The sequence below is a fragment of the Pseudolysinimonas sp. genome, assembly GCF_057350545.1.
In genome coordinates this window covers 1-17,990 of record NZ_JBMRCP010000064.1, presented here as the reverse complement: position 1 = coordinate 17,990, position 17,990 = coordinate 1, and the positions used below count along the sequence as shown (strand labels likewise).

Here is a 17,990-nt window from a genome sequence, read left to right as displayed (position 1 = left end):
GAACCCCGATCGCATCCCAACTTTCGGCGACTCTCGATCGTCCGCAAGGATGATTCCGGGAACCGGTCCGCCCGGCTACGCCTCGATGACGACCGGGATGATCATCGGCCGTCGGCGGTGCTGGGTGTTGACCCACCGGCCGACGGTGCGCCGCACCACCTGCTGGAAGCCGTGCTGATCGTTGGTGCCGCTCTGCGCGGCCTCGAGCAGCGCCTTCACGATCTGCGGACGGATGCCGTCGAACACCGCGTCGTCTTCGGCGAAGCCGCGCGCCTGGATCTCGGGGCCGACGATGATCTTGCCGGTCTGGGAGTCGAGCGCGATGAAGATCGAGATGAAGCCCTCCTCGGCGAGGATGCGGCGATCCTTCAGGTCGGCGTCGGTGATCTCGCCGACGGTCGAGCCGTCGACGTAGACGAACCCGATGTCGAGCTGGCCGACGATCTTCGCCACGCCGTCGCGCAGGTCGACGACGACGCCGTTCTCGCCGATGAGCGTCTGCGCGGGCGCGACCCCGGTCTCGATCGCGAGGTCGGCGGCCGCGCGCAGGTGTCGGGCCTCACCGTGCACCGGCAACACGTTGCGCGGCTTGATGATGTTGTAGCAGTAGAGCAACTCGCCCGCCGAGGCGTGACCGGAGGTGTGCACCTTCGCGTTGCCCTTGTGCACGACGTTCGCGCCGAGCTTGGTGAGGCCGTTGATCACGCGGTAGACGGCGTTCTCGTTGCCCGGGATGAGGCTCGAGGCGAGGATGATCGTGTCGCCCTCGCCCACCTCGATCTGGTGGTCCTGGTTCGACATCCGCGCGAGCACCGCCATGGGCTCACCCTGCGATCCGGTGCTCATGAAGACGACGCGATCGTCGGGCATCGTGATGGCGGTCTTGAGGTCGACGATGACGCCCGGCGGCACGTTGAGGTACCCGAGGTCGGCGGCGATGCCCATGTTGCGCACCATCGACCGGCCGACGAACGCGACGTGCCGCTCGTTGGCGACCGCGGCATCCAGCACCTGCTGCACCCGGTGCACGTGGCTCGAGAACGATGCGACGATCACCCGCTTCCGCGCGCGCGAGATGACGTTCTCGAGCACCGGCCCGATGTCGCGCTCGAGAGGCGTGAACCCGGGCACGTCGGCGTTGGTCGAATCGGGCAGGAAGAGGTCGACCCCCTCTTCACCGAGCCGCGCGAAGGCACGCAGGTCGGTGATGCGGCCGTCGAGCGGCAGCTGATCCATCTTGAAGTCGCCGGTGTGGAGCACAAGCCCCGCGGTCGTGCGGATGGCGACGGCGAGCGCGTCGGGGATGGAGTGGTTGACGGCGACGAACTCGAGCTCGAAGCCCTCGAGCCGCTCGACCTGGCCCTCTTTGACGACCCGGGTCGTCGGCTGGATCTTGTGCTCGCGCAGCTTCGCCTCGACCAGGGCGAGGGTGAGCTTCGAGCCGTAGAGCGGGATGTCGCGGCGCAGGCGCAGCAGGTAGGGCACGGCGCCGATGTGGTCTTCGTGGCCGTGTGTCAGCACGACCCCGACGATGTCGTCGAGACGCTCACGGATCGGCGTGAAGTCGGGCAGGATCAGGTCGACGCCCGGCTGGTGCTCCTCGGGGAAGAGCACGCCGACGTCGACGATGAGGATGCGACCGTCGATCTCGTAGGCCGTCATGTTGCGGCCGATCTCGCCGAGGCCGCCGAGCGGCACCACCCGGAGCGTGCCGGGCGCGAGCTTCGGCGGGGTGAGCAGTTCGTTCATCGTGTGGTACCTGCGATCTTGGGCAGCGCGCCACCGGCGGCCGCGTTGGCGTCGGGACGGAAGCTCTTGGCATCCACCCCGTCGATGTCCGTGACGAGGGCGATCTCGTCTTCGATGAGCTGCGCCTCGTGGTCTTCCGGGCCGACGAGCGGGAGCCGCACGCGCGGGCTCGAGATGCGGCCGAAGCCGTGGAGGATGTATTTCGCCGCGACCGTGCCGGGCACGTGCGTCATGGTCGCCCGCACGAGCGGCTCGAGCGCCTTGTGCGCCGCCTGCGCCGTCGCGAGGTCGTTCGCGTTGATCGCATCGACCATGCGGCGGTACGGCTCGGGCGCGATGTTCGCGGTCACGCCGATGAGTCCCGTGCCGCCGATCGCGAGGGTCGGCAGCGCGTTGCCGTCGTCGCCCGCGAAGTACATGAGGTCGGTCTGGTTCATCACCCGGCTGACCTCGCTGAGGTCGCCCTTGGCATCCTTCACGCCCAGGATGTTGGGGTGCTTCGCGGCGCGCAGGAGCGTCTCGTACTTGATCGGCACCCCCGTGCGGCCCGGGATGTCGTAGAGGATCACCGGCAGATCGGTCGCGTCGGCGACCATGCGGAAGTGGGTGAGGATGCCCGCCTGCGTCGGCTTGTTGTAGTACGGCGTGACGATCATGACCCCGTCGGCGCCGGCCTTCTCGCTCTTCTTATAGAGCTCGATCGCGTGCGCCGTCTCGTTCGACCCGCCGCCCGTGATGACCTTGGCGCGCCCCGCCGCGACATCCTTCGCGACCTCGACCAGCTTGATCTTCTCGGGGTCGGTGAGCGTGCTCGTCTCGCCGGTCGTGCCGGTCACCACGATGCCGTCGGCACCGTGGGTGATGACGTCGTCGATGTGCTTCTCGACGTCGGCCCACAGCACCTCTCCGTCGTGCGTGAACGGAGTCACGAGCGCGACGAGCACCTGGCCGAAGGGATTCTCTGAAGTCACGTACCTCAGGGTATCGGTCTGCGCGGAGCCTCCGGCTCAGCCTGCCGTGCGTGCGGCGAGGTGTCGGTTGGCCCAGATCGCCTGGATGCCGCCCTTGAGGCACAGAATGGCGACGAACAGCAGGAGCGCCTCGAGTTGGAGGAGCACGGCGGCGCCGAACACGTCGGACGGTCGAGCGAAACCTGCGAGCAGCACGAACCCGCCGAGGGCGGACACCCCGAAGAACAGCGCCATCACGATCGGCATCGTCGAGTTCGAGCGGTCCTGCGCCAGCGCGAGCAGCCTGCGGTCGCGCGGGACCGCGCTCCGATACCTCACCCAGGGCGCGACCGCGAGGATCGCGCGCACGAGCATCAGCACGCCGCCCGCCGCGCTCAGCACCGGTGCGGTCAGCACGAAACCCTCGCTGCGCTGTCCGTACATCTCGAACGCCACCGCCTCGCGCCAGCCGAGCGCGAACATCACCGAGCCTGCGGCGGCGCCGGTGAGGAGGATGGCCGCGTACAGGAAGCCGAACCACGGGTTCCGGGGATGCTGCAGCGTGCCCGCCGGGCTCCGATGGTCGGGGGCCGTCTGCGGCGCGCTCACGGGGCGACGCGGCCGCCGGACTCGAACGCGGCGTGCGTGAGCGGCATGAGCGGCTTCCACGCCTCCTCCATGAGCTCGGCGACCATCTCGATCTCGCGCTGCGGGAACGAGGGGAAGTGCGAGTCGGGGCGCTTCGTGCGCAGCGACAGGAAGTTCATGAGCGACCGGGCGTTCATCGTCACGTACATCGACGAGTAGAGCGACAGCGGCAGCACCGTGCGGGCAACCTCGCGCGCGATGCCGGCCTCGAGCTGGCGCTGGTACTCGGCGTAGGCGAACTCCGCGACGGCCTTCCCGGACGACACCGCGAGCTCGGTCTGCTCGCGGGTGCCCGGGATGAAATCGTAGGCGCCGGGTTTGCCGACCTGCACGAGGTTCCGCTCCGGAGCCGGCACGTAGAAGACGGGTCGCATCTCGCGGTAGCGGCCCGACTCCTCGTTGTACGAGGCGATGCGGTGGCGCATGAACTCGCGGAAGACGAACAGCGGGGCCTGCACGTAGAACGTCATCGAGTTGTGCTCGAACGGCGACCCGTGGCGGTCTCGCATGAGGAAGTTGATGAGCCCCTTGTCTTTCGACCCGGCATCGACACCGGAGGCGGCATCCTCGAGGGTCTGCTCCCCCATCGTCGACACGCGCGCGGCGAAGACGACGTCGGAGTCGTGGGCGCTCGAACGCACGAGCTCCACGGTCATGTCGGAACGGAACTGGATTTCGCGAGGCTCGGACACGACCTTCACGTTAGCCCGTCGCCGCGGGGGTGCCGCCTCGACGCGCCCCGACATAGGCTCGGGCCATGGCACTCACCTCTGAAGCAACGACGCTCTGGTTCGGCGACCTGAAGTCGGGGTCGGGCACGACGAGCCTCGACTCCTCCGACGCGGGCGAGTTCCCGGTCACCTGGCAGGCCCGCTCCGAGGGTGAGCCGGGCCGCACCAACCCCGAGGAGCTGCTCGGCGCCGCCCACTCGGCGTGCTACTCGATGGCGTTCTCGAACGCGCTCGGCGGTGCCGGTCACGCGCCGGAAAGCCTCCAGGTCACCGCGGCCGTGACGTTCCAGCCCGGCGAGGGCATCACCGGCATCCACCTGCTCGTGAGCGCGAAGGTGCCGGGTCTCGAGCCGGAGGAGTTCCAGCGCCTCGCCGACGACGCGAAGGCGAACTGCCCCGTCTCGAAGGCCCTCGCGGGCACGACCATCACGCTCGAGGCGAGCCTGGCCTAGGCCGGGCCGCGAGGAGCAGAAGATGAGCCGCATCGTCATCTCCGGCGCGTCCGGGATGATCGGGGAGCCGCTCGTACGCGCGCTGCGCACCGAGGGGCACGAGGTCGAGGCCCTCGTGCGGCGCGAGCCCCGCCGCGCCGGCGAGTTCCATTGGAATCCCGCGGCGGGTGAGCTCGACCCCTCGGTGCTCGAGGGTGCCGACGCGGTCATCAACCTCTCCGGTGCCTCGATCTCGCGGATCCCGTGGACGACGGGCTACAAGCGCGAGCTCGTGAGCTCGCGCATCGCGCCCACGACGCTGCTCGCCGAGACGATGGCCGGGATGTCGTCGCCGCCCGCGACGTTCCTCTCCGGGTCGGCGATCGGGTTCTACGGCGACCGGCCCCGCGTGCGCCTCGACGACGACTCGCCGCGCGGCGACGGCTTCCTCGCCGACCTCGTGCTCGCGTGGGAGCAGGCTGCGGCACTCGCGCCGGCCGCGACCCGCGTCGTCAACCTCCGCACGAGCGTCGTCGTCGCGAAGTCGGGCGGGCTCACGCCCGTACGGCTGCTGACGACGTTCATGCTCGGCTCGCGCATCCTGCCCGGGACGCAGTACTGGCCGTGGATCTCGCTCGACGACGAGGTGCGCGCGATCATCCACCTCCTCACGTCGAAGCTCGCCGGACCCGTGGTGCTCGCGGGGCCGACCCCCGCGACGAGCGACGAGGTGACGGCGGCGTTCGCGAAGGCGCTCGGGCGTCCCCGCTGGTTGCCCGCTCCGGCGGCCGCCATCCGGCTCGCGCTCGGCGAGGCCGGGCAGCACCTGCTGCTCGACGATGTGCAACTCGTGCCGCAGAGGCTTGCCGAGGACGGCTTCGAGTGGCGGCACGACACGATCGACGCCGCCGTGCAGGCGGCCCTCAGGCGCGACTGAGTCGGATCGCCTGACGCGTCGCCCACCGGGCGCGTCGTCGGTCGCCCGCGGCGTCGTAGGCGAGCCCGAGCCGGTACCACGTGCGCCAGTCCTCCGGCGCGGCTTCGGTCGCCGCCTGATAGGCCGGGAACACCTCGGCGGCGGCCGCGCGGTCGATCCGTCCGCTCGGCAGCAGCGGCAGCTCCTCGGCGGGAAGCGCGCCCTCCGCGCCGAGCCGCACGCCGAGCCGTTCGGCGCGCACCGCGAAGGGCAACTCCGCGACGAGAGCCCAGATCGCCAGCACGGGCAGCGCGAGCAGCGCGACGCCCATCCCGATCGCGACCGGCTCGCCGACGCCGATGAGCAACGCCCCGTAGCGGATCGCGAACACGAGGTAGATCACGAGCAGCGCGGCCATGACGGCGACGGCGAGTTTGGTGCGCACGATGCGGTTCCGCTCAGAGACCGAGCAGCGAGCCGAGTCCGACGACGAGGCCCGTCGTGGTGCCCGCGGCGCGCAGGGCGAGCAGGATGCCCGGCTCGTACGACGAGTCGGAGAGCGTCTCGTGCACGATGCGCACGGTCTCGCCTTCACCGCCGAGCACGACCTCCTGCCGCGCCGACACCCCCGACATGCGCAGCGAGTGCACCGGCACGCTCGCGACCAGCTGGCCGCGCGCGCGCTGATCCGCGTGCGGTGCCGCGACGGGCCCGAGCTCGCTGCGCGCCGCCGCGATGAGCTCCGCGGTGCGGATCGCGGTGCCCGACGGCGAATCGGTCTTGCCGGAGTGGTGCGCCTCGAGGATCTCGATCGACTCGAAGTAGGGCGCGGCGAGCTCGGCGAACCGCGTCGCGAGGGCCGCCCCGAGCGAGAAGTTGGGGATGAAGATCGCGGTGAGCCCGGGGTCGGCGTCGATCCGCGAGGCGACGGGCGCGATGCGGTCGCTCGTCCATCCCGACGTGCCGACGACGATCGGGATGCGGCGGTCGAGCGCCGCGGACACCACCTGCGGTGAGACGGCCGGGAGGCTGACGTCGAGCACGAGGTCGGCGCCGTCGAGCTGGTCGAGCGAGTCGTCGCGCCCGAGGCGGGCGTGCACGTCGAAGCCGTCGCTCTCGGAGAGCAGCCGATCGACGAGTCGCCCCATCCGGCCGCTCGCACCGACGATCGCGACCGAGGTTGCCATGCCTCCAGCTTAGGGTTGGCACGTGCCCGACTTCGTGCCCACCCCCGTCGATGCGCCGACCGCGGACGAACTGCTCGGCGAGTACTTCGAGAGCCGGGAGCTCGGGATGCCGGGCTACCGCACGTACCGCCCCGACCCGGCGGTCTTCACACCGCCCGCCGGGGTCTTCGTCGTCGCGTACGTCGACGGTGAGGCGGTCGGGGGCGGCGGCATCCGGATGCTCTCCCCCGATCGCGCCGAGGTGAAGCACCTGTGGGTGCGACCCGCCGCACGCGGCACCGGTCTCGGCCGGGCCCTGCTGCTCGAACTCGAACGGCGGGCGGCGGAGGTCGGCGCCACCGAGGTCGTACTCGACACCAACGAGCGTCTCACGGCAGCGCAGGCCCTCTACCGCTCGTCGGGCTACGTCGACGTCGAGCCCTACAACGACAACCCGAACGCGACCCACTGGTTCTCGAAGGGTCTCGCTTAAAGCGGGAGCTCTCCGATGGCGCTCCGAACCGAGTAGCGAGACTAACCTCGGGTCGTGCGCCGCGTCGTCGTCCTCTTGGTCTCGCTCGCAACTGCGGTCTGCCTCGCGGGATGCGGCAACGGAGAACCGCAGAATCCACTGACGATCGCCATCGAGGATCAGCTTCGCCCCAACGAGCCCTCGAAACAGGCGAACCTTGACTTCGACTCGTTGGTAGAGGGCGATTGGACTCGTCTCGTACTGGTGTGCGGCGCAACCGATGAGGTCGTCGCCGACGCGCTCGGCTTCCCGTGGGAACAGCCGCGCGAAGCGGGCGTGCGTTCAGGATTCGCGTATGCGTTCGCAACGAACGACCGAGTTGAGCAGTTCTTCGGACCGATGACGGTCGCACCGTTCGACGACCGCTCATACGTGTCGTCATGCGAGTGGGGTGACGGCGATCCGGCGCACCTGATCCTCTTCGAACGCCAGGACGCTGTCATCCAGTACCAACTCCACGAAACACCGGCCTATGCGCTACCGGAAGCCTGGTTCCCGATCTCGGGTCAGGGGACACCGTTCTACGGTTCCCGATGGGACTGAGCCTCTGCTGTCGCATTCGCAGCTACGCGAACGCGACCCGATGCTTCCGCAAGGAGCTCCGGCCTCCCGGTTCACGGACGGTGTCGGTATGAGGTGGCTCGACCTGTACCTCGACGGGATGCACCGCAGCGCCTTCCAGGTGTCGGGCCCTCTCGGCCCGTTCGGCCGGATCGGCGCGGTCGCGAATGTCCTGTTCGCCGGAGTCCTGCTCGTGGCCGGCGTCGTCCTGGGGATCACCAGCCAGCCGCCGGGGTTCGGCCTCGCCCTCGTCGCGGTCGTCCTGGAGCTGGTCTTCCTCCGCGTCGCGTTTCGCACCTTCCGCGGCGACTTCGAGGAGTTCGTGCTCGACCCCGACGACGACGCCGATGAGGACGATCCCGGCGGGGTCGAGGGTCGCGACGCGACGCGCTGACCTCCGGCTACCCGCCCACCGAGGCGCGCCTCAGTAGGGCTGCTCGACCGAGAGGCCCGTGCGCAGCTCCGGCGGGAGGTGGCCGAGGTCGTTGTGCGTGACGAGCACGGGGGGCTTCGCCGAGCGCACGCGGATGATGGTGAGCCCGCAGTTCGCCTGGTTGACGCCGAGCCAGCGCCACGACGGGGCGCCGAACACCTCGCGCACGAACCAGCCGATCACGAAGTTGTGGGTGATGAGCAGCTCGTGGCGATCGTCTCCGGAGGGCGGCGACATCCACTCGGCGACGGCGTCGGCCATCTGCGCCTCGCCCGCGGCGATCTCCTCGTCGGTGACGCCGCCGAAGAACGGCTCGAAGGCGTGCGGGAGGTCGGGAGCCGGCCCTGACGGGATGCAGTCCATCAGCAGCGCGGACGGCGCCGGGGTGAGGGCGGGCAGTCGCTCGGTCAGAATGGCGGCGGTCTCCTGGGCGCGCTGGAGCGGCGAGGTCCACGCTCCGGCGAACGGCACGCCGCCGAGGCGTTCCGCGACGGCCGTCGCCTGACGGACGCCGCGCGGGCTCAACGGACCGTCGGGCAGGCCGTGTTCGGCGTCTTGTTGTTCGCCGTGGCGCACGAGATACAGGTAGCGGGATGGCATGTGCTCCGGCCTCCTTGCCGGTGGGGGTGGATCAGGCGGCGATCGTCGAGCCGTCGAGGCCCGCGAGCGCCTCGGCGTCGACGACGCCGACGGCAGCGACCGACAGCGGTCGCGCCGCGAGCTCAGCGGCGAGCTCGCGAACATCGGATGCGGTGACGGCCGCGAGGCGCCGAAGGCTCTCGTCGAGGTCGACGAACTCCCCCGACGTCAGCTCGGAGCGTCCGAGCCTGGTCATCCGGGTGTCGGAGTCCTCGAGCGCGAGGGCCGACGCTCCCCCGAGTTGACCGCGGGCACGTCGCAACTCCTCGTCGGTGATTCCGTCGCTCGCGAGGCGATGGAACTCGTCGAGCATGAGCCGCGCCACCTGGGGCGCCTTCTTCGGCGTGCAGCCCGCGTAGAGCCCCATGATGCCGGCGTCGGCGTAGGAACCGGCGAACGAGTAGACCGAGTACGTCAGCCCGCGCTTCTCGCGGATCTCTTGGAAGAGCCGCGACGACATCCCGCCGCCGAGCACCGAGTTGAGCACGGTGAGCACCGGGCGGCGCTCGTCGGCGGCGTGCAGACCCGCCACTCCGAGCAGCAGGTTGGTCTGCTCGAGCGGACGGTCGACGATGACGAGGGGGCTGCCGCGCTCGATGAGATCGTGGGTCGGATCGCGGCGAGCGACCGGCATGGCCGACAGCGAGAGGTTCCACCCCGCGGTCTCCAGTGCCGCGACGACCCACCCGACGAGGGCGTCGTGATCGACGGCGCCGGCGACCGAGATGACGAGGTCTTGAGGACGGTAGTTGGCGCCGTAATGCTGCCAGACGGCCTCACGGGTGACCGCCGAGATCGCCTCCGGGTTGCCGCCGATCGGGCGGCCCAACGGGTGTTCGCCGAACACGGCCTCGAAGAACCGCTCGCTCACGACATCCGACGGGTCGTCGTCGGCCATGGCGAGTTCCTCGAGGATGACGCCGCGTTCGCTCTCGAACTCGTCAGGGTCGAGGAGCGACGACGTGAACATGTCGGCGAGCACGCCGACCGCCATCGGGAGGTCTTGATCGCGCACCTTCGCGTAGTAGCAGGTGTACTCCTTGGCGGTCATCGCGTTGTGCTCGCCGCCGACCGAGTCGAAGGCGACGGCGATGTCGAGCGCCGTGCGCGTCGTCGTGCCCTTGAAGAGGAGGTGCTCGAGGAAGTGTGTCGACCCGTAGGTGACCGGCAGTTCGTCGCGGGAGCCCACGGCCACCCAGAAGCCGACGGTCGCGCTCTGTGAGCCCGGCACGCGTTCGCTGAGGATGCGGACGCCGCTCGGGAGGACGGTTCGCCGGACGAGAGCCCCGCCGGATGCGGCGATCTCCAGCTCGGGGGTGTCGAGCGGGAACGCGATGGCGCCGTTCATCGGATCGAGCCTACGTCACTCGTGCGATCGTGGCCCGCCGACTGGGGGGTGTCCGCCTTCAGGGGGACATACCGATCTGTCTGTCCTCCGTGCTAATCTGGCGACGCGGACCTCCCCCGGGGTCCGTTGTCGCGGATGACCCGAACCTCCGCGACCCGGTCGTGCCCGCGAACCCCTGGCGGGCACGACCGCCCCCTGTTCGAGAGCATTCCGAGAGAGCCACCTGTGCCCACCATGAGCCTGCAGATCCGGATCGATCCGCCTCTCACCGAGCTGCCCGAGGCGCCGGCGAAGCTCCGCATCCTGCTGACCGCCGCGGAGCTCTTCTACGACGAGGGCATCCGATCGGTCGGCGTCGACCGGCTCATCGCCGCGTCGAGCGTCACGAAGGCGACCTTCTACAAGCACTACGGGTCGAAAGACCGGGTGATCACCGCGTACATCGGCTATCGCCACCGACTCATCGCCCAGGCGTTCGCGGTGATCGCCGACGAGGCCGGCTCGCCCGTCGAGCTCCTGCGGGCGGTGCGGGATGCCGTGCTCGCCCAGATCGACTCCCCCGACTTCCGCGGCTGCCCGTTCATCAACGCCGCGGCGGAGTTCTCCGACGCCGACCACCCCGTGCGACTCGCCGTGCGGGAGCACCGCGAGTGGTACGCGACGATGCTCGAGCGCTGCACGCGCGCCCTCGGACACCCGATGCCGGGTGACGCCGCCGACGAGTTGGTGCTGGCCCGCGACGGAGCGATGAGCGGCGGCTACGCGGGCGATCCGGTCGCTGCGGCGGCAGCGCTGACCCGCACCTTCGAGCGCGTCATCGCCGAAGCGACGCACTGACCCCTAGCACTCCCTGGACGCCCCCCGAAAGAGGGGCGGGCGGATGCTGTGCGCCACTATGCTCGGGACGCCCGGCGCCCGCCGTGGCCTGACAGGAAGGTCGGACCCGTGACCGTCACGTTCGCCATCGAACTCAGCCTCATGTTCTTTATCGCCGCCGCCGGTGGCATCCTCGCCCTCATCGACGGCATCACCCGCACCCGCGGTGGAGCCGCGATCCTCGCGGTGCTCCAGATCATCACCGCGGTGCTGTTCCTCATCTCGCTGTTCGTGCGCGGCATCCCGCTGTCGATCGGCGAACTCGAGTTCACGACGCCGCTCCTCGGCTTCATCCTCGTGATCCTGTTGCTCATCCAGCTCGCCTTCCGCGGCAGCGCCCGTCGCGGAGGCGTCGCGATCACGCTCATCGCGATCATCCTGCTCATCATCTGGTTCGTGTTCGGCCTGGGCGCGCGCCTCGACCTCTACATCCCCGGCGTCACCGGCTGACCCCACCTCGACGCAGCACCCTGGACCGCGCGGGCTACCGGCTCGCGCGGTCCAGTGCTGTCAGCTGCGATCGCGTGAGCCGCAGGTGCGCGGCCGCGACGAGGTCGAACACCTGATCGACGGCGCTCGCCGAGACGACGGGGGCGACGACGCTCGGCTTGCTCAGCAGCCAGGCGAGCGCGACCGTCGCGGGCGGTGCCTCGTGTTCGGCGGCGACCGCATCGAGCGCGGCGAGCACACGCAACCCCGACCGGTTCAGGTACCGGCCGACCTCCGCTCGGCGCGACCCGTCGAGGTCTGCCTTCGCGCGGTACTTGCCGGTGAGGAATCCGCTCGCGAGCGCGAAGCGCGGCATGACGCCGAGCATGAGGTCGTGGGCCACGCGCGCGAGACCCTGCTCGTACTCCTGCCGGAACACCAGGTTGTACTGGTTCTGCAGCGCCACCATGTGGGCGACGCCGAGTTGCGCCGACGCGATGCGCGCCTCGTAGAGTCGGTCACCGGTGTGGTGCGAGCCGCCGAAGTAGCGCACCTTGCCGGCGCGCACGAGCTCGTCGACGGCGAGCAGCGTCTCCTCGAACGGCACGTCGGGATCGTCGATGTGCAGGTAGAGCAGGTCGATCCTGTCGGTGCGGAGTCGCCGCAGCGACGCCTCGACGCTCGTGCGGATCGCCCGCGCGGAGAGCCCCGGGTTGTCGGCGCTCTTGCCGACCTTCGTCGCGAGCACGAGGTCGTCGCGCGACCCGCGCGAACGCACCCAGTTGCCGAGGATGATCTCGCTCCGCCCTCCCGCATAGGAGTCGGCGGTGTCGACGAAGTTGCCGCCGAGGGCGACGTAGGCGTCGAGCATCCGTTCGCTGTCGGCCGCGTCGGCGGTCCAGCCGAACACGTTGCCGGAGAGCGCGATCGGGAAGACGCGGAGTTCGGACGGGCCGACGCCGCGCCGCACGGGAGGCACGGTCGGCTGCGGCCCGGAATCGACGGCGGGCATGGCGGTCGGCGGTGTCGCCACCGGGGCGATGTCCTCGCTCATTCGGCGCCTCCTCGACCCCGCTCACGCGCCTGCGACGTGCCGGCTGCGGGGGCGGCGCGTACCTCGTGCTCCGAAGGTAACCCGGCGTCTTCGCCGTGGACGGGTGACGTGGCCGAATCGTTACGAGGTACACCGAGCCCCCGTTCGGGGGACGGATCGCGGTGAACGATCGACGAACTCGGGGTCAACCCCTCCCGCTCGACGGCGCCGCGGACGTAGGTTGGACGCGCGCGGATGCACACCATCCGGGAGCCCCATCGTCCACAGCGCACGGTGGGACCGTCGCCCTTTGAATGAGGGGTCGTGATTCCGCCCAACGACGGTCGGGGTCGCGGCCCCTCGCCAGGGCCGCTCCGCGAGCGCGACCCAACGTTCCCGCCCTGTCGCGCGTCGTATCCAGTGAGGGCCCGTCCGGGCCGAGAGGATGCCGCCATGACCGCGATCGACGACTCAGCCCCGGCCGACACGGCGACGGCGCGCCCGCGCTCCCTCGCCTGGTGGCTCCTACCGACCGGCATCCTCGCGGTGCTCGCGATCGGCGTGCTCTGGGCGCTGCCCCGCCCCGCGCAGGCGTGCATCGCGATCTACCCGACGCCACCCGAGTGCCTCACGGGCGGCGACCCGTCGGGTGTCGTCCCGTTCCTCGTACTCATCGTGCTCGTCTACGCGGCGATCGTCACGTGCGGCCTGCTCGTACCGGCGCACCGCCGCACCCTCGTGCTCGGGCTGCTCACGGGCGGGCTCGCGCTCGTGATCCTCGTCGGCGTGGCGACGACCCTCGCCGCCTCCGCGGCCCCGGTCTACTACTACTGATCGAACGACGGATGCCGCCCCGCTGAGTGCGGGACGGCATCCGGTCGTTGCGGGGCGAGATCAGCCCTCGGCGGGAGCCTCCGGGCCCTCGCTCGCCGCGGCGGACGAGTCGGTGTCGCCACCCTCCGCGTCGTCGACGACCGGGGCGAGCGACAGCTTGCCCTTGTCGTCCATCTTGGTGATCTCGACCATGATCTTCTGGCCGACGCCGAGCACGTCCTCGACGTTCTCGACGCGCTTGCCGCCGGCGAGCTTGCGCACCTCGGAGATGTGCAGCAGGCCGTCCTTGCCCGGCATGAGCGAGACGAACGCGCCGAAGGTCGCGATCTTGACGACCGTTCCCAGGAAGCGCTCGCCCACCTCGGGGTTGATCGGGTTGCCGATCGCGAGCACCTGAGCGCGAGCCGCCTCAGCGGACGGGCCGTCGACCGCACCGATGAAGACGGTGCCGTCCTCCTCGATCGAGATGTCGGCGCCCGTCGAGTCCTGGATCGCGTTGATCGTCTTGCCCTTCGGACCGATGAGCTCGCCGATCTTGTCGACCGGGATGTTCACCGAGATCACGCGCGGGGCGGTGGCGGCCATCTCGTCCGGTCCGTCGATCGCTTCGTTCATGACCGCGAGGATGCGCAGGCGCGCCTCCTTGGCCTGGCTCAGCGCACCGGCGAGCACCGACGCGGGGAGCCCCGAGAGCTTCGTGTCGAGCTGGAGCGCGGTGACGAACTCCGACGTGCCGGCGACCTTGAAGTCCATGTCGCCGAGCGCGTCTTCGGCGCCGAGGATGTCGGTGAGCGCGGCGTACTTGGTCTCGCCGTCGATCGTCTCCGACACGAGGCCCATCGCGATGCCCGCGACGGGGGCCTTGAGCGGCACACCGGCGTTGAGCAGCGAGAGGGTCGAGGCGCAGACCGAGCCCATCGACGTGGAGCCGTTGGAGCTCAGCGCCTCCGACACCTGGCGGATCGCGTAGGGGAAGTCCTCACGCGCGGGCAGCACCGGTACGAGCGCGCGCTCGGCGAGGAAGCCGTGCCCGATCTCGCGACGCTTCGGCGACCCGACGCGGCCGGTCTCACCGGTCGAGTAGGGCGGGAAGTTGTAGTGGTGCAGGTAGCGCTTCTTCGTGACGGGCGCCAGCGAGTCGATCTGCTGCTCCATCTTGAGCATGTTGAGCGTCGTGACCCCGAGGATCTGGGTCTCGCCGCGCTGGAAGATCGCCGAGCCGTGAACGCGCGGGATGACCTCCACCTCGGCGTCGAGCTGACGGATGTCGGCGACGCCACGGCCGTCGATGCGCACGCCGTCGTTGAGGATGCGGCTGCGCACGATCTTCTTCGTGACCGACTTGTAGGCCGCGGAGACCATCGGCGGGATGTCGCCGCCGAGCTCCCCGGCGTTGACCTTGTCGTTGATCGCGAGCTTGACGCGCTCCTTGAGGGCGTCGTCGGCGTCCTGGCGCTCCTTCTTGTCGGCGATCTGGTAGATGCCGACGAGCTCGTCGTAGGCGAGACCGGCGACGGCGTCGTAGGCGTCCTGCGTGTAGTCGAGGAAGAGCGGGTAGTCACGAACCGCCTTCGCGCTCTGCGCGGCGAGCTCCTGCTGAGCCTTCACGAGCTGCGCGATGAACGGCTTCGCGGCGTCGAGCCCCTGGGCGACGACATCCTCGCTCGGCTTGGTCGCGCCGCCTTCGATGAGGTTCCACGCGCCTTCGGTGGCCTCGGCCTCGACCATCATGATCGCGACGTCTTCCGAGCCGTCGGCGTTCGTGACGACGCGGCCGGCGACCGTGAGGTCGAAGACGGCGTCGGCGAGCTGGCTGTGCTTGGGGAAGACGACCCACTGGTCGCCGATGAGCGCGAGGCGCACGCCGGCGATCGGGCCGTCGAAGGGCAGGCCCGAGATCTGCGTGGACGCGGAGGCTGCGTTGATCGCGAGCGCGTCGTAGAACTCGTCGGGGGCGATGCTCAGGACGGTGATGACGACCTGCACCTCGTTGCGGATGCCGTCGGCGAACGACGGACGCAGCGGCCGGTCGATGAGACGGCAGACGAGGATCGCCTCGGTCGAGGGGCGGCCCTCGCGACGGAAGAACGAGCCGGGGATCTTGCCGGCGGCGTAGGAACGCTCCTCGACATCCACGGTCAGCGGGAAGAAGTCGAAACCCTCACGCGGGTGCTTGCCGACGCTCGTGGCGGAGAGCAGCATCGTCTCCTCGTCGAGGTAGGCGGCGACGGCGCCCTGCGCCTGCTGGGCGAGACGGCCGGTCTCGAATCGGACGGTGCGCTTGCCGAACTTGCCGTTGTCGAGAACGGTCTCGGCGAACTTGATTTCTGGACCCTCCATGGGTCGCTCCTCTTCATTCAGGAGCAGGGGCATGCAGAAGAGCCCTCCGGGGCCAGTTCTGGCCAACAGTAGAAGTGCTCTGAACGCTCAGATGGTTCAGAAGACCACCACCGGTGACCAGCCTCGTGCGGCCTGCTCCGGGTACGGCTGCCGAATGACAGCCTCGGCCATGATACCGGAAGTTCACCGCGACCAGGTAGAAACGCCGCATGGAGGAGATCGCCGGCGCGGTGCTCGAGCTCGCGGCGTCGCCGTGGATCTACCCCGTGCTGTTCCTCCTCGTCGTCGCCGACGCGTTCCTCGTGATCGTGCCGAGCGAGACGGTCGTCGTCGCGCTCGGCGCCCTCGCCGCGGCGAGCGGCGAGCCCGCCGTCGGGCTGCTCGTGCCGGTCGCCGCGGTCGGAGCGCTCGTGGGCGACACCCTCTGCTACCTCATCGGACGGCGCGTCGGCCTCGACCGCTGGGCGTGGATGCGCCAGGGCCGCGTCGCGCGCGCCCTCGCCCGGGCTCGACGCACGGTGCTCAGCCGGCCCGCCGTGCTGATCTTCACGGCCCGCTACGTCCCCTACGCCCGCATCGCGGTGAACCTCTCGGCCGGGGCCGCGGGACTCCCGCCGCGACGCTTCCTGCCACTCGCCGCCGTCGCAGGCCTCGCCTGGGCGGTGTACAACCTCTCCGTCGGCGCGCTGTTCGGAGCGGCGCTCCCCGACTCGCCCCTCGTGGCGATCGGCATCTCGGTCGTCGTCGCGATCGCGCTCGGCGTCGTGGTCGACCTCGCGGTCCAGCGGATCGCAGCCCGGCGTGCATAGGCTGGAGGCATGGCCGCTACCGTCGCCCTGACCGCTGACACCTTCGAGTCCACGATCCTCGAGCCGACCTCCGAGTCGGGCATCGTGCTCGTCGACTTCTGGGCGGGCTGGTGCGGCCCGTGCCTCGCGTTCGCCCCGATCTACGAGGCGGCGGCCGAGGACAACTCCGACATGACGTTCGCGAAGGTCGACACCGAAGCCGAGCAGGGGCTCTCGCAGGCGCTCGACATCCGCTCGATCCCGACGCTCATGATCTTCCGCGACGGCATCGGCGTCTTCTCGCAGGCCGGAGCACTCCCCCGCCCCGTCCTCGACGACCTCATCGGCAAGGTGCGCGAGCTCGACATGGATGCCGTCCGCGCCCAGATCGCGCAGCAGCAGAACGCGGTCGACGACTCCGTCGACGCCGGTCGGTAAGCTCGCCCCATGGACGAGAAGCCCGCCGACACCTCTCCCTCGGAGGAGAGCAAGCGCAAGTTCCGCGAGGCACTCGAGCGGAAGAAGAAGAACGCGCAGGAGCGGCCCGCCCACCTCGACGGCGAGTCGGCCATCCACGGCACACAGGGTGCCGCGGGCGGCAAGCGGGAGTTCCGCCGCAAGAGCGGCTGACCCGCAGCTCCTCAGGGCCGTGACTCCGGAGCGGCGCGACCACTACAGTCGTGCCATGTCCGACGCGAAGACGCCTGAGTCCGCTGTTCCCGCCACCACGCCTGCGGAGCCGGTCGCCCCGGTGCCCGCGACGGCCGCGGAGCCCGCGCCGGTCGTGGCCGAGCCTGCCGCCGCCGACCACGTCGTCGCCGCACCGGCCGCCGCCGCGCCCGCGCCCGTCGTGGTGGAGCGCAAGAAGCGCGGCGTCGGCGCCTGGTCGTTCGTGCTCGGTCTGCTCACGTCGCTCGGCGACATCGCGTTCCTCGTCTTCGGCATCATCGCCGTCGTCGGCACGATCGCGTCGCTCACGAGCGGCGACTTCTCCGGGGTCGGCACCGCGCTCGGCGCCGCAGGCCTCGCGATCGTCGCGCTCTTCGTCTTCTTCGGCGGCTTCGTGACCGCGGGCCTCGCCGCCCTGCTCGGTCTCGTCGCACTCGTCACCGGTCGCGGTCGCGTGCTCGGCCTCTTCGGCCTGATCTTCGCCGCCGCGGCCATCGTCGTGCGCGTCGTGATCCTGACCTCGGGCTTCAACCCCGACCTCGGCTGACCGCATCGGGCGCGATTCGGGTCAGGCGAACGCCTCGTGCCGGCGCGGGGTGTAGTGCTCCTCGAGTCGCGCGCACTCCTCGGGCGTGAGCTCGAGCTCGAGCGCCGCGAGCGCGTCGTCGAGGTGGTGCGGCTTCGTCGCTCCGACGATGGGCGCCGTCACCACGTCGCGACCGAGCACCCACGCGAGTGCGACCTGCGCGCGCGTGACGCCGCGTTCCTCGGCGACCGCGCCGACGGCATCCACGATGCGACGGTTCGAGTCCTGCGCGCGGTCGTACATCGCGGTGAACGGGTCGGTGCCGGCCCGCGGCGACTCGCGGTCCTCCCACGGCTTCGTGAGACGACCGCGGGCGAGCGGGCTCCACGGG

At 70.2% G+C, this 17,990-nt stretch carries 23 protein-coding genes; 12 read left to right on the top strand and 11 right to left on the bottom strand.

Annotated features, from left to right (window positions below; all coding sequences use genetic code 11):
* Positions 1–75 precede the first annotated feature (75 nt).
* From ACO1X9_RS09045 to thyX, 4 genes are read right to left on the bottom strand one after another with little or no spacing between them, the layout of a single operon-like run.
* The gene (locus tag ACO1X9_RS09045) at positions 76–1,749 is read right to left on the bottom strand and encodes a ribonuclease J (RefSeq protein ID WP_486350496.1); all 1,674 of its coding nucleotides are present in this window, start codon (positions 1,747–1,749) and stop codon (positions 76–78) included.
* Complete coding sequence (gene dapA / locus ACO1X9_RS09040; protein ID WP_486350495.1) at positions 1,746–2,720, bottom strand: 4-hydroxy-tetrahydrodipicolinate synthase; 975 nt, start codon at positions 2,718–2,720, stop codon at positions 1,746–1,748. Before dapA ends, ACO1X9_RS09045 begins: the two co-directional genes overlap by 4 nt.
* A 36-nt stretch (positions 2,721–2,756) precedes the next feature.
* Positions 2,757–3,308, bottom strand: coding sequence for a hypothetical protein (locus ACO1X9_RS09035; protein WP_486350494.1), 552 nt, complete (start codon positions 3,306–3,308; stop codon positions 2,757–2,759).
* Positions 3,305–4,003 (bottom strand): FAD-dependent thymidylate synthase, encoded by a 699-nt coding sequence (gene thyX / locus ACO1X9_RS09030; protein ID WP_486350514.1) that lies wholly within the window; start codon positions 4,001–4,003, stop codon positions 3,305–3,307. Before thyX ends, ACO1X9_RS09035 begins: the two co-directional genes overlap by 4 nt.
* A 101-nt stretch (positions 4,004–4,104) precedes the next feature.
* Here thyX and ACO1X9_RS09025 point away from each other — a divergent pair, with 101 nt between their 5' ends.
* Together ACO1X9_RS09025 and ACO1X9_RS09020 are read left to right on the top strand one after the other, a co-directional pair.
* Positions 4,105–4,530: an OsmC family protein gene (locus ACO1X9_RS09025; protein ID WP_486350493.1), complete on the top strand. Its 426-nt coding sequence runs from the start codon at positions 4,105–4,107 to the stop codon at positions 4,528–4,530.
* A gap of 22 nt (positions 4,531–4,552) precedes the next feature.
* Positions 4,553–5,446, top strand: coding sequence for a TIGR01777 family oxidoreductase (locus tag ACO1X9_RS09020; protein WP_486350492.1), 894 nt, complete (start codon positions 4,553–4,555; stop codon positions 5,444–5,446).
* Here the strand turns inward: ACO1X9_RS09020 and ACO1X9_RS09015 are convergent.
* A complete protein-coding gene (locus ACO1X9_RS09015) occupies positions 5,433–5,870 on the bottom strand; it encodes a hypothetical protein (RefSeq protein ID WP_486350491.1) in 438 nt (145 codons plus the stop codon). The two genes, ACO1X9_RS09020 and ACO1X9_RS09015, sit on opposite strands and share 14 nt — an antisense overlap.
* A 13-nt stretch (positions 5,871–5,883) precedes the next feature.
* Positions 5,884–6,612, bottom strand: coding sequence for a 4-hydroxy-tetrahydrodipicolinate reductase (gene dapB, locus ACO1X9_RS09010; protein WP_486350490.1), 729 nt, complete (start codon positions 6,610–6,612; stop codon positions 5,884–5,886).
* Between the two features lie 22 nt (positions 6,613–6,634).
* Here dapB and ACO1X9_RS09005 point away from each other — a divergent pair, with 22 nt between their 5' ends.
* From ACO1X9_RS09005 to ACO1X9_RS08995, 3 genes are all read left to right on the top strand, one after another.
* The gene (locus tag ACO1X9_RS09005; protein ID WP_486350489.1) at positions 6,635–7,084 is read left to right on the top strand and encodes a GNAT family N-acetyltransferase; all 450 of its coding nucleotides are present in this window, start codon (positions 6,635–6,637) and stop codon (positions 7,082–7,084) included.
* 54 nt (positions 7,085–7,138) lie between these two features.
* Positions 7,139–7,666, top strand: coding sequence for a hypothetical protein (locus ACO1X9_RS09000; protein WP_486350488.1), 528 nt, complete (start codon positions 7,139–7,141; stop codon positions 7,664–7,666).
* Between the two features lie 88 nt (positions 7,667–7,754).
* Complete coding sequence (locus ACO1X9_RS08995) at positions 7,755–8,078, top strand: hypothetical protein (RefSeq protein ID WP_486350487.1); 324 nt, start codon at positions 7,755–7,757, stop codon at positions 8,076–8,078.
* Between the two features lie 30 nt (positions 8,079–8,108).
* Here the strand turns inward: ACO1X9_RS08995 and ACO1X9_RS08990 are convergent, their stop codons facing one another.
* Together ACO1X9_RS08990 and ACO1X9_RS08985 are read right to left on the bottom strand one after the other, a co-directional pair.
* Positions 8,109–8,717 carry a histidine phosphatase family protein gene (locus tag ACO1X9_RS08990; protein ID WP_486350486.1) on the bottom strand — a complete coding sequence of 203 codons (609 nt, stop codon included), beginning with the start codon at positions 8,715–8,717 and terminating at the stop codon, positions 8,109–8,111.
* 31 nt (positions 8,718–8,748) lie between these two features.
* The gene (locus tag ACO1X9_RS08985) at positions 8,749–10,104 is read right to left on the bottom strand and encodes a M16 family metallopeptidase (RefSeq protein ID WP_486350485.1); all 1,356 of its coding nucleotides are present in this window, start codon (positions 10,102–10,104) and stop codon (positions 8,749–8,751) included.
* A gap of 234 nt (positions 10,105–10,338) precedes the next feature.
* Here ACO1X9_RS08985 and ACO1X9_RS08980 point away from each other — a divergent pair, with 234 nt between their 5' ends.
* The gene (locus tag ACO1X9_RS08980; RefSeq protein WP_486350484.1) at positions 10,339–10,941 is read left to right on the top strand and encodes a TetR/AcrR family transcriptional regulator; all 603 of its coding nucleotides are present in this window, start codon (positions 10,339–10,341) and stop codon (positions 10,939–10,941) included.
* Positions 10,942–11,049: 108 nt separating this feature from the next.
* On the top strand, positions 11,050–11,430 hold the full coding sequence (locus ACO1X9_RS08975) for a hypothetical protein (protein WP_486350483.1): 381 nt from the start codon (positions 11,050–11,052) through the stop codon (positions 11,428–11,430).
* Between the two features lie 34 nt (positions 11,431–11,464).
* Here ACO1X9_RS08975 and ACO1X9_RS08970 read toward each other — a convergent pair whose 3' ends face one another.
* The gene (locus tag ACO1X9_RS08970) at positions 11,465–12,463 is read right to left on the bottom strand and encodes an aldo/keto reductase (protein WP_486350482.1); all 999 of its coding nucleotides are present in this window, start codon (positions 12,461–12,463) and stop codon (positions 11,465–11,467) included.
* Between the two features lie 432 nt (positions 12,464–12,895).
* On the opposite strand from ACO1X9_RS08970, the gene ACO1X9_RS08965 reads away from it, so the two are divergent.
* Entirely contained in the window at positions 12,896–13,276 is a 381-nt protein-coding gene (locus ACO1X9_RS08965) for a hypothetical protein (RefSeq protein ID WP_486350481.1), read from the top strand.
* A gap of 60 nt (positions 13,277–13,336) precedes the next feature.
* On the opposite strand, the gene ACO1X9_RS08960 is transcribed toward ACO1X9_RS08965, so the two are convergent.
* Positions 13,337–15,616 carry a polyribonucleotide nucleotidyltransferase gene (locus tag ACO1X9_RS08960; RefSeq protein ID WP_486350480.1) on the bottom strand — a complete coding sequence of 760 codons (2,280 nt, stop codon included), beginning with the start codon at positions 15,614–15,616 and terminating at the stop codon, positions 13,337–13,339.
* 209 nt (positions 15,617–15,825) lie between these two features.
* Here ACO1X9_RS08960 and ACO1X9_RS08955 point away from each other — a divergent pair, with 209 nt between their 5' ends.
* The 4 genes from ACO1X9_RS08955 to ACO1X9_RS08940 are packed head-to-tail and all read left to right on the top strand — an operon-like array spanning position 15,826 to position 17,620.
* A complete protein-coding gene (locus ACO1X9_RS08955) occupies positions 15,826–16,425 on the top strand; it encodes a DedA family protein (protein ID WP_486350479.1) in 600 nt (199 codons plus the stop codon).
* A 9-nt stretch (positions 16,426–16,434) separates the two neighbouring features.
* On the top strand, positions 16,435–16,842 hold the full coding sequence (locus tag ACO1X9_RS08950; RefSeq protein WP_486350478.1) for a thioredoxin family protein: 408 nt from the start codon (positions 16,435–16,437) through the stop codon (positions 16,840–16,842).
* Positions 16,843–16,851: 9 nt separating this feature from the next.
* The gene (locus ACO1X9_RS08945; RefSeq protein WP_486350477.1) at positions 16,852–17,034 is read left to right on the top strand and encodes a DUF5302 domain-containing protein; all 183 of its coding nucleotides are present in this window, start codon (positions 16,852–16,854) and stop codon (positions 17,032–17,034) included.
* A gap of 55 nt (positions 17,035–17,089) precedes the next feature.
* Positions 17,090–17,620 (top strand): hypothetical protein, encoded by a 531-nt coding sequence (locus tag ACO1X9_RS08940; protein ID WP_486350476.1) that lies wholly within the window; start codon positions 17,090–17,092, stop codon positions 17,618–17,620.
* Positions 17,621–17,641: 21 nt separating this feature from the next.
* Here ACO1X9_RS08940 and ACO1X9_RS08935 read toward each other — a convergent pair.
* Positions 17,642–17,990, bottom strand: a 349-nt coding sequence (locus tag ACO1X9_RS08935) for an aldo/keto reductase (protein ID WP_486350475.1), incomplete at its 5' end; no start/stop codon positions are given.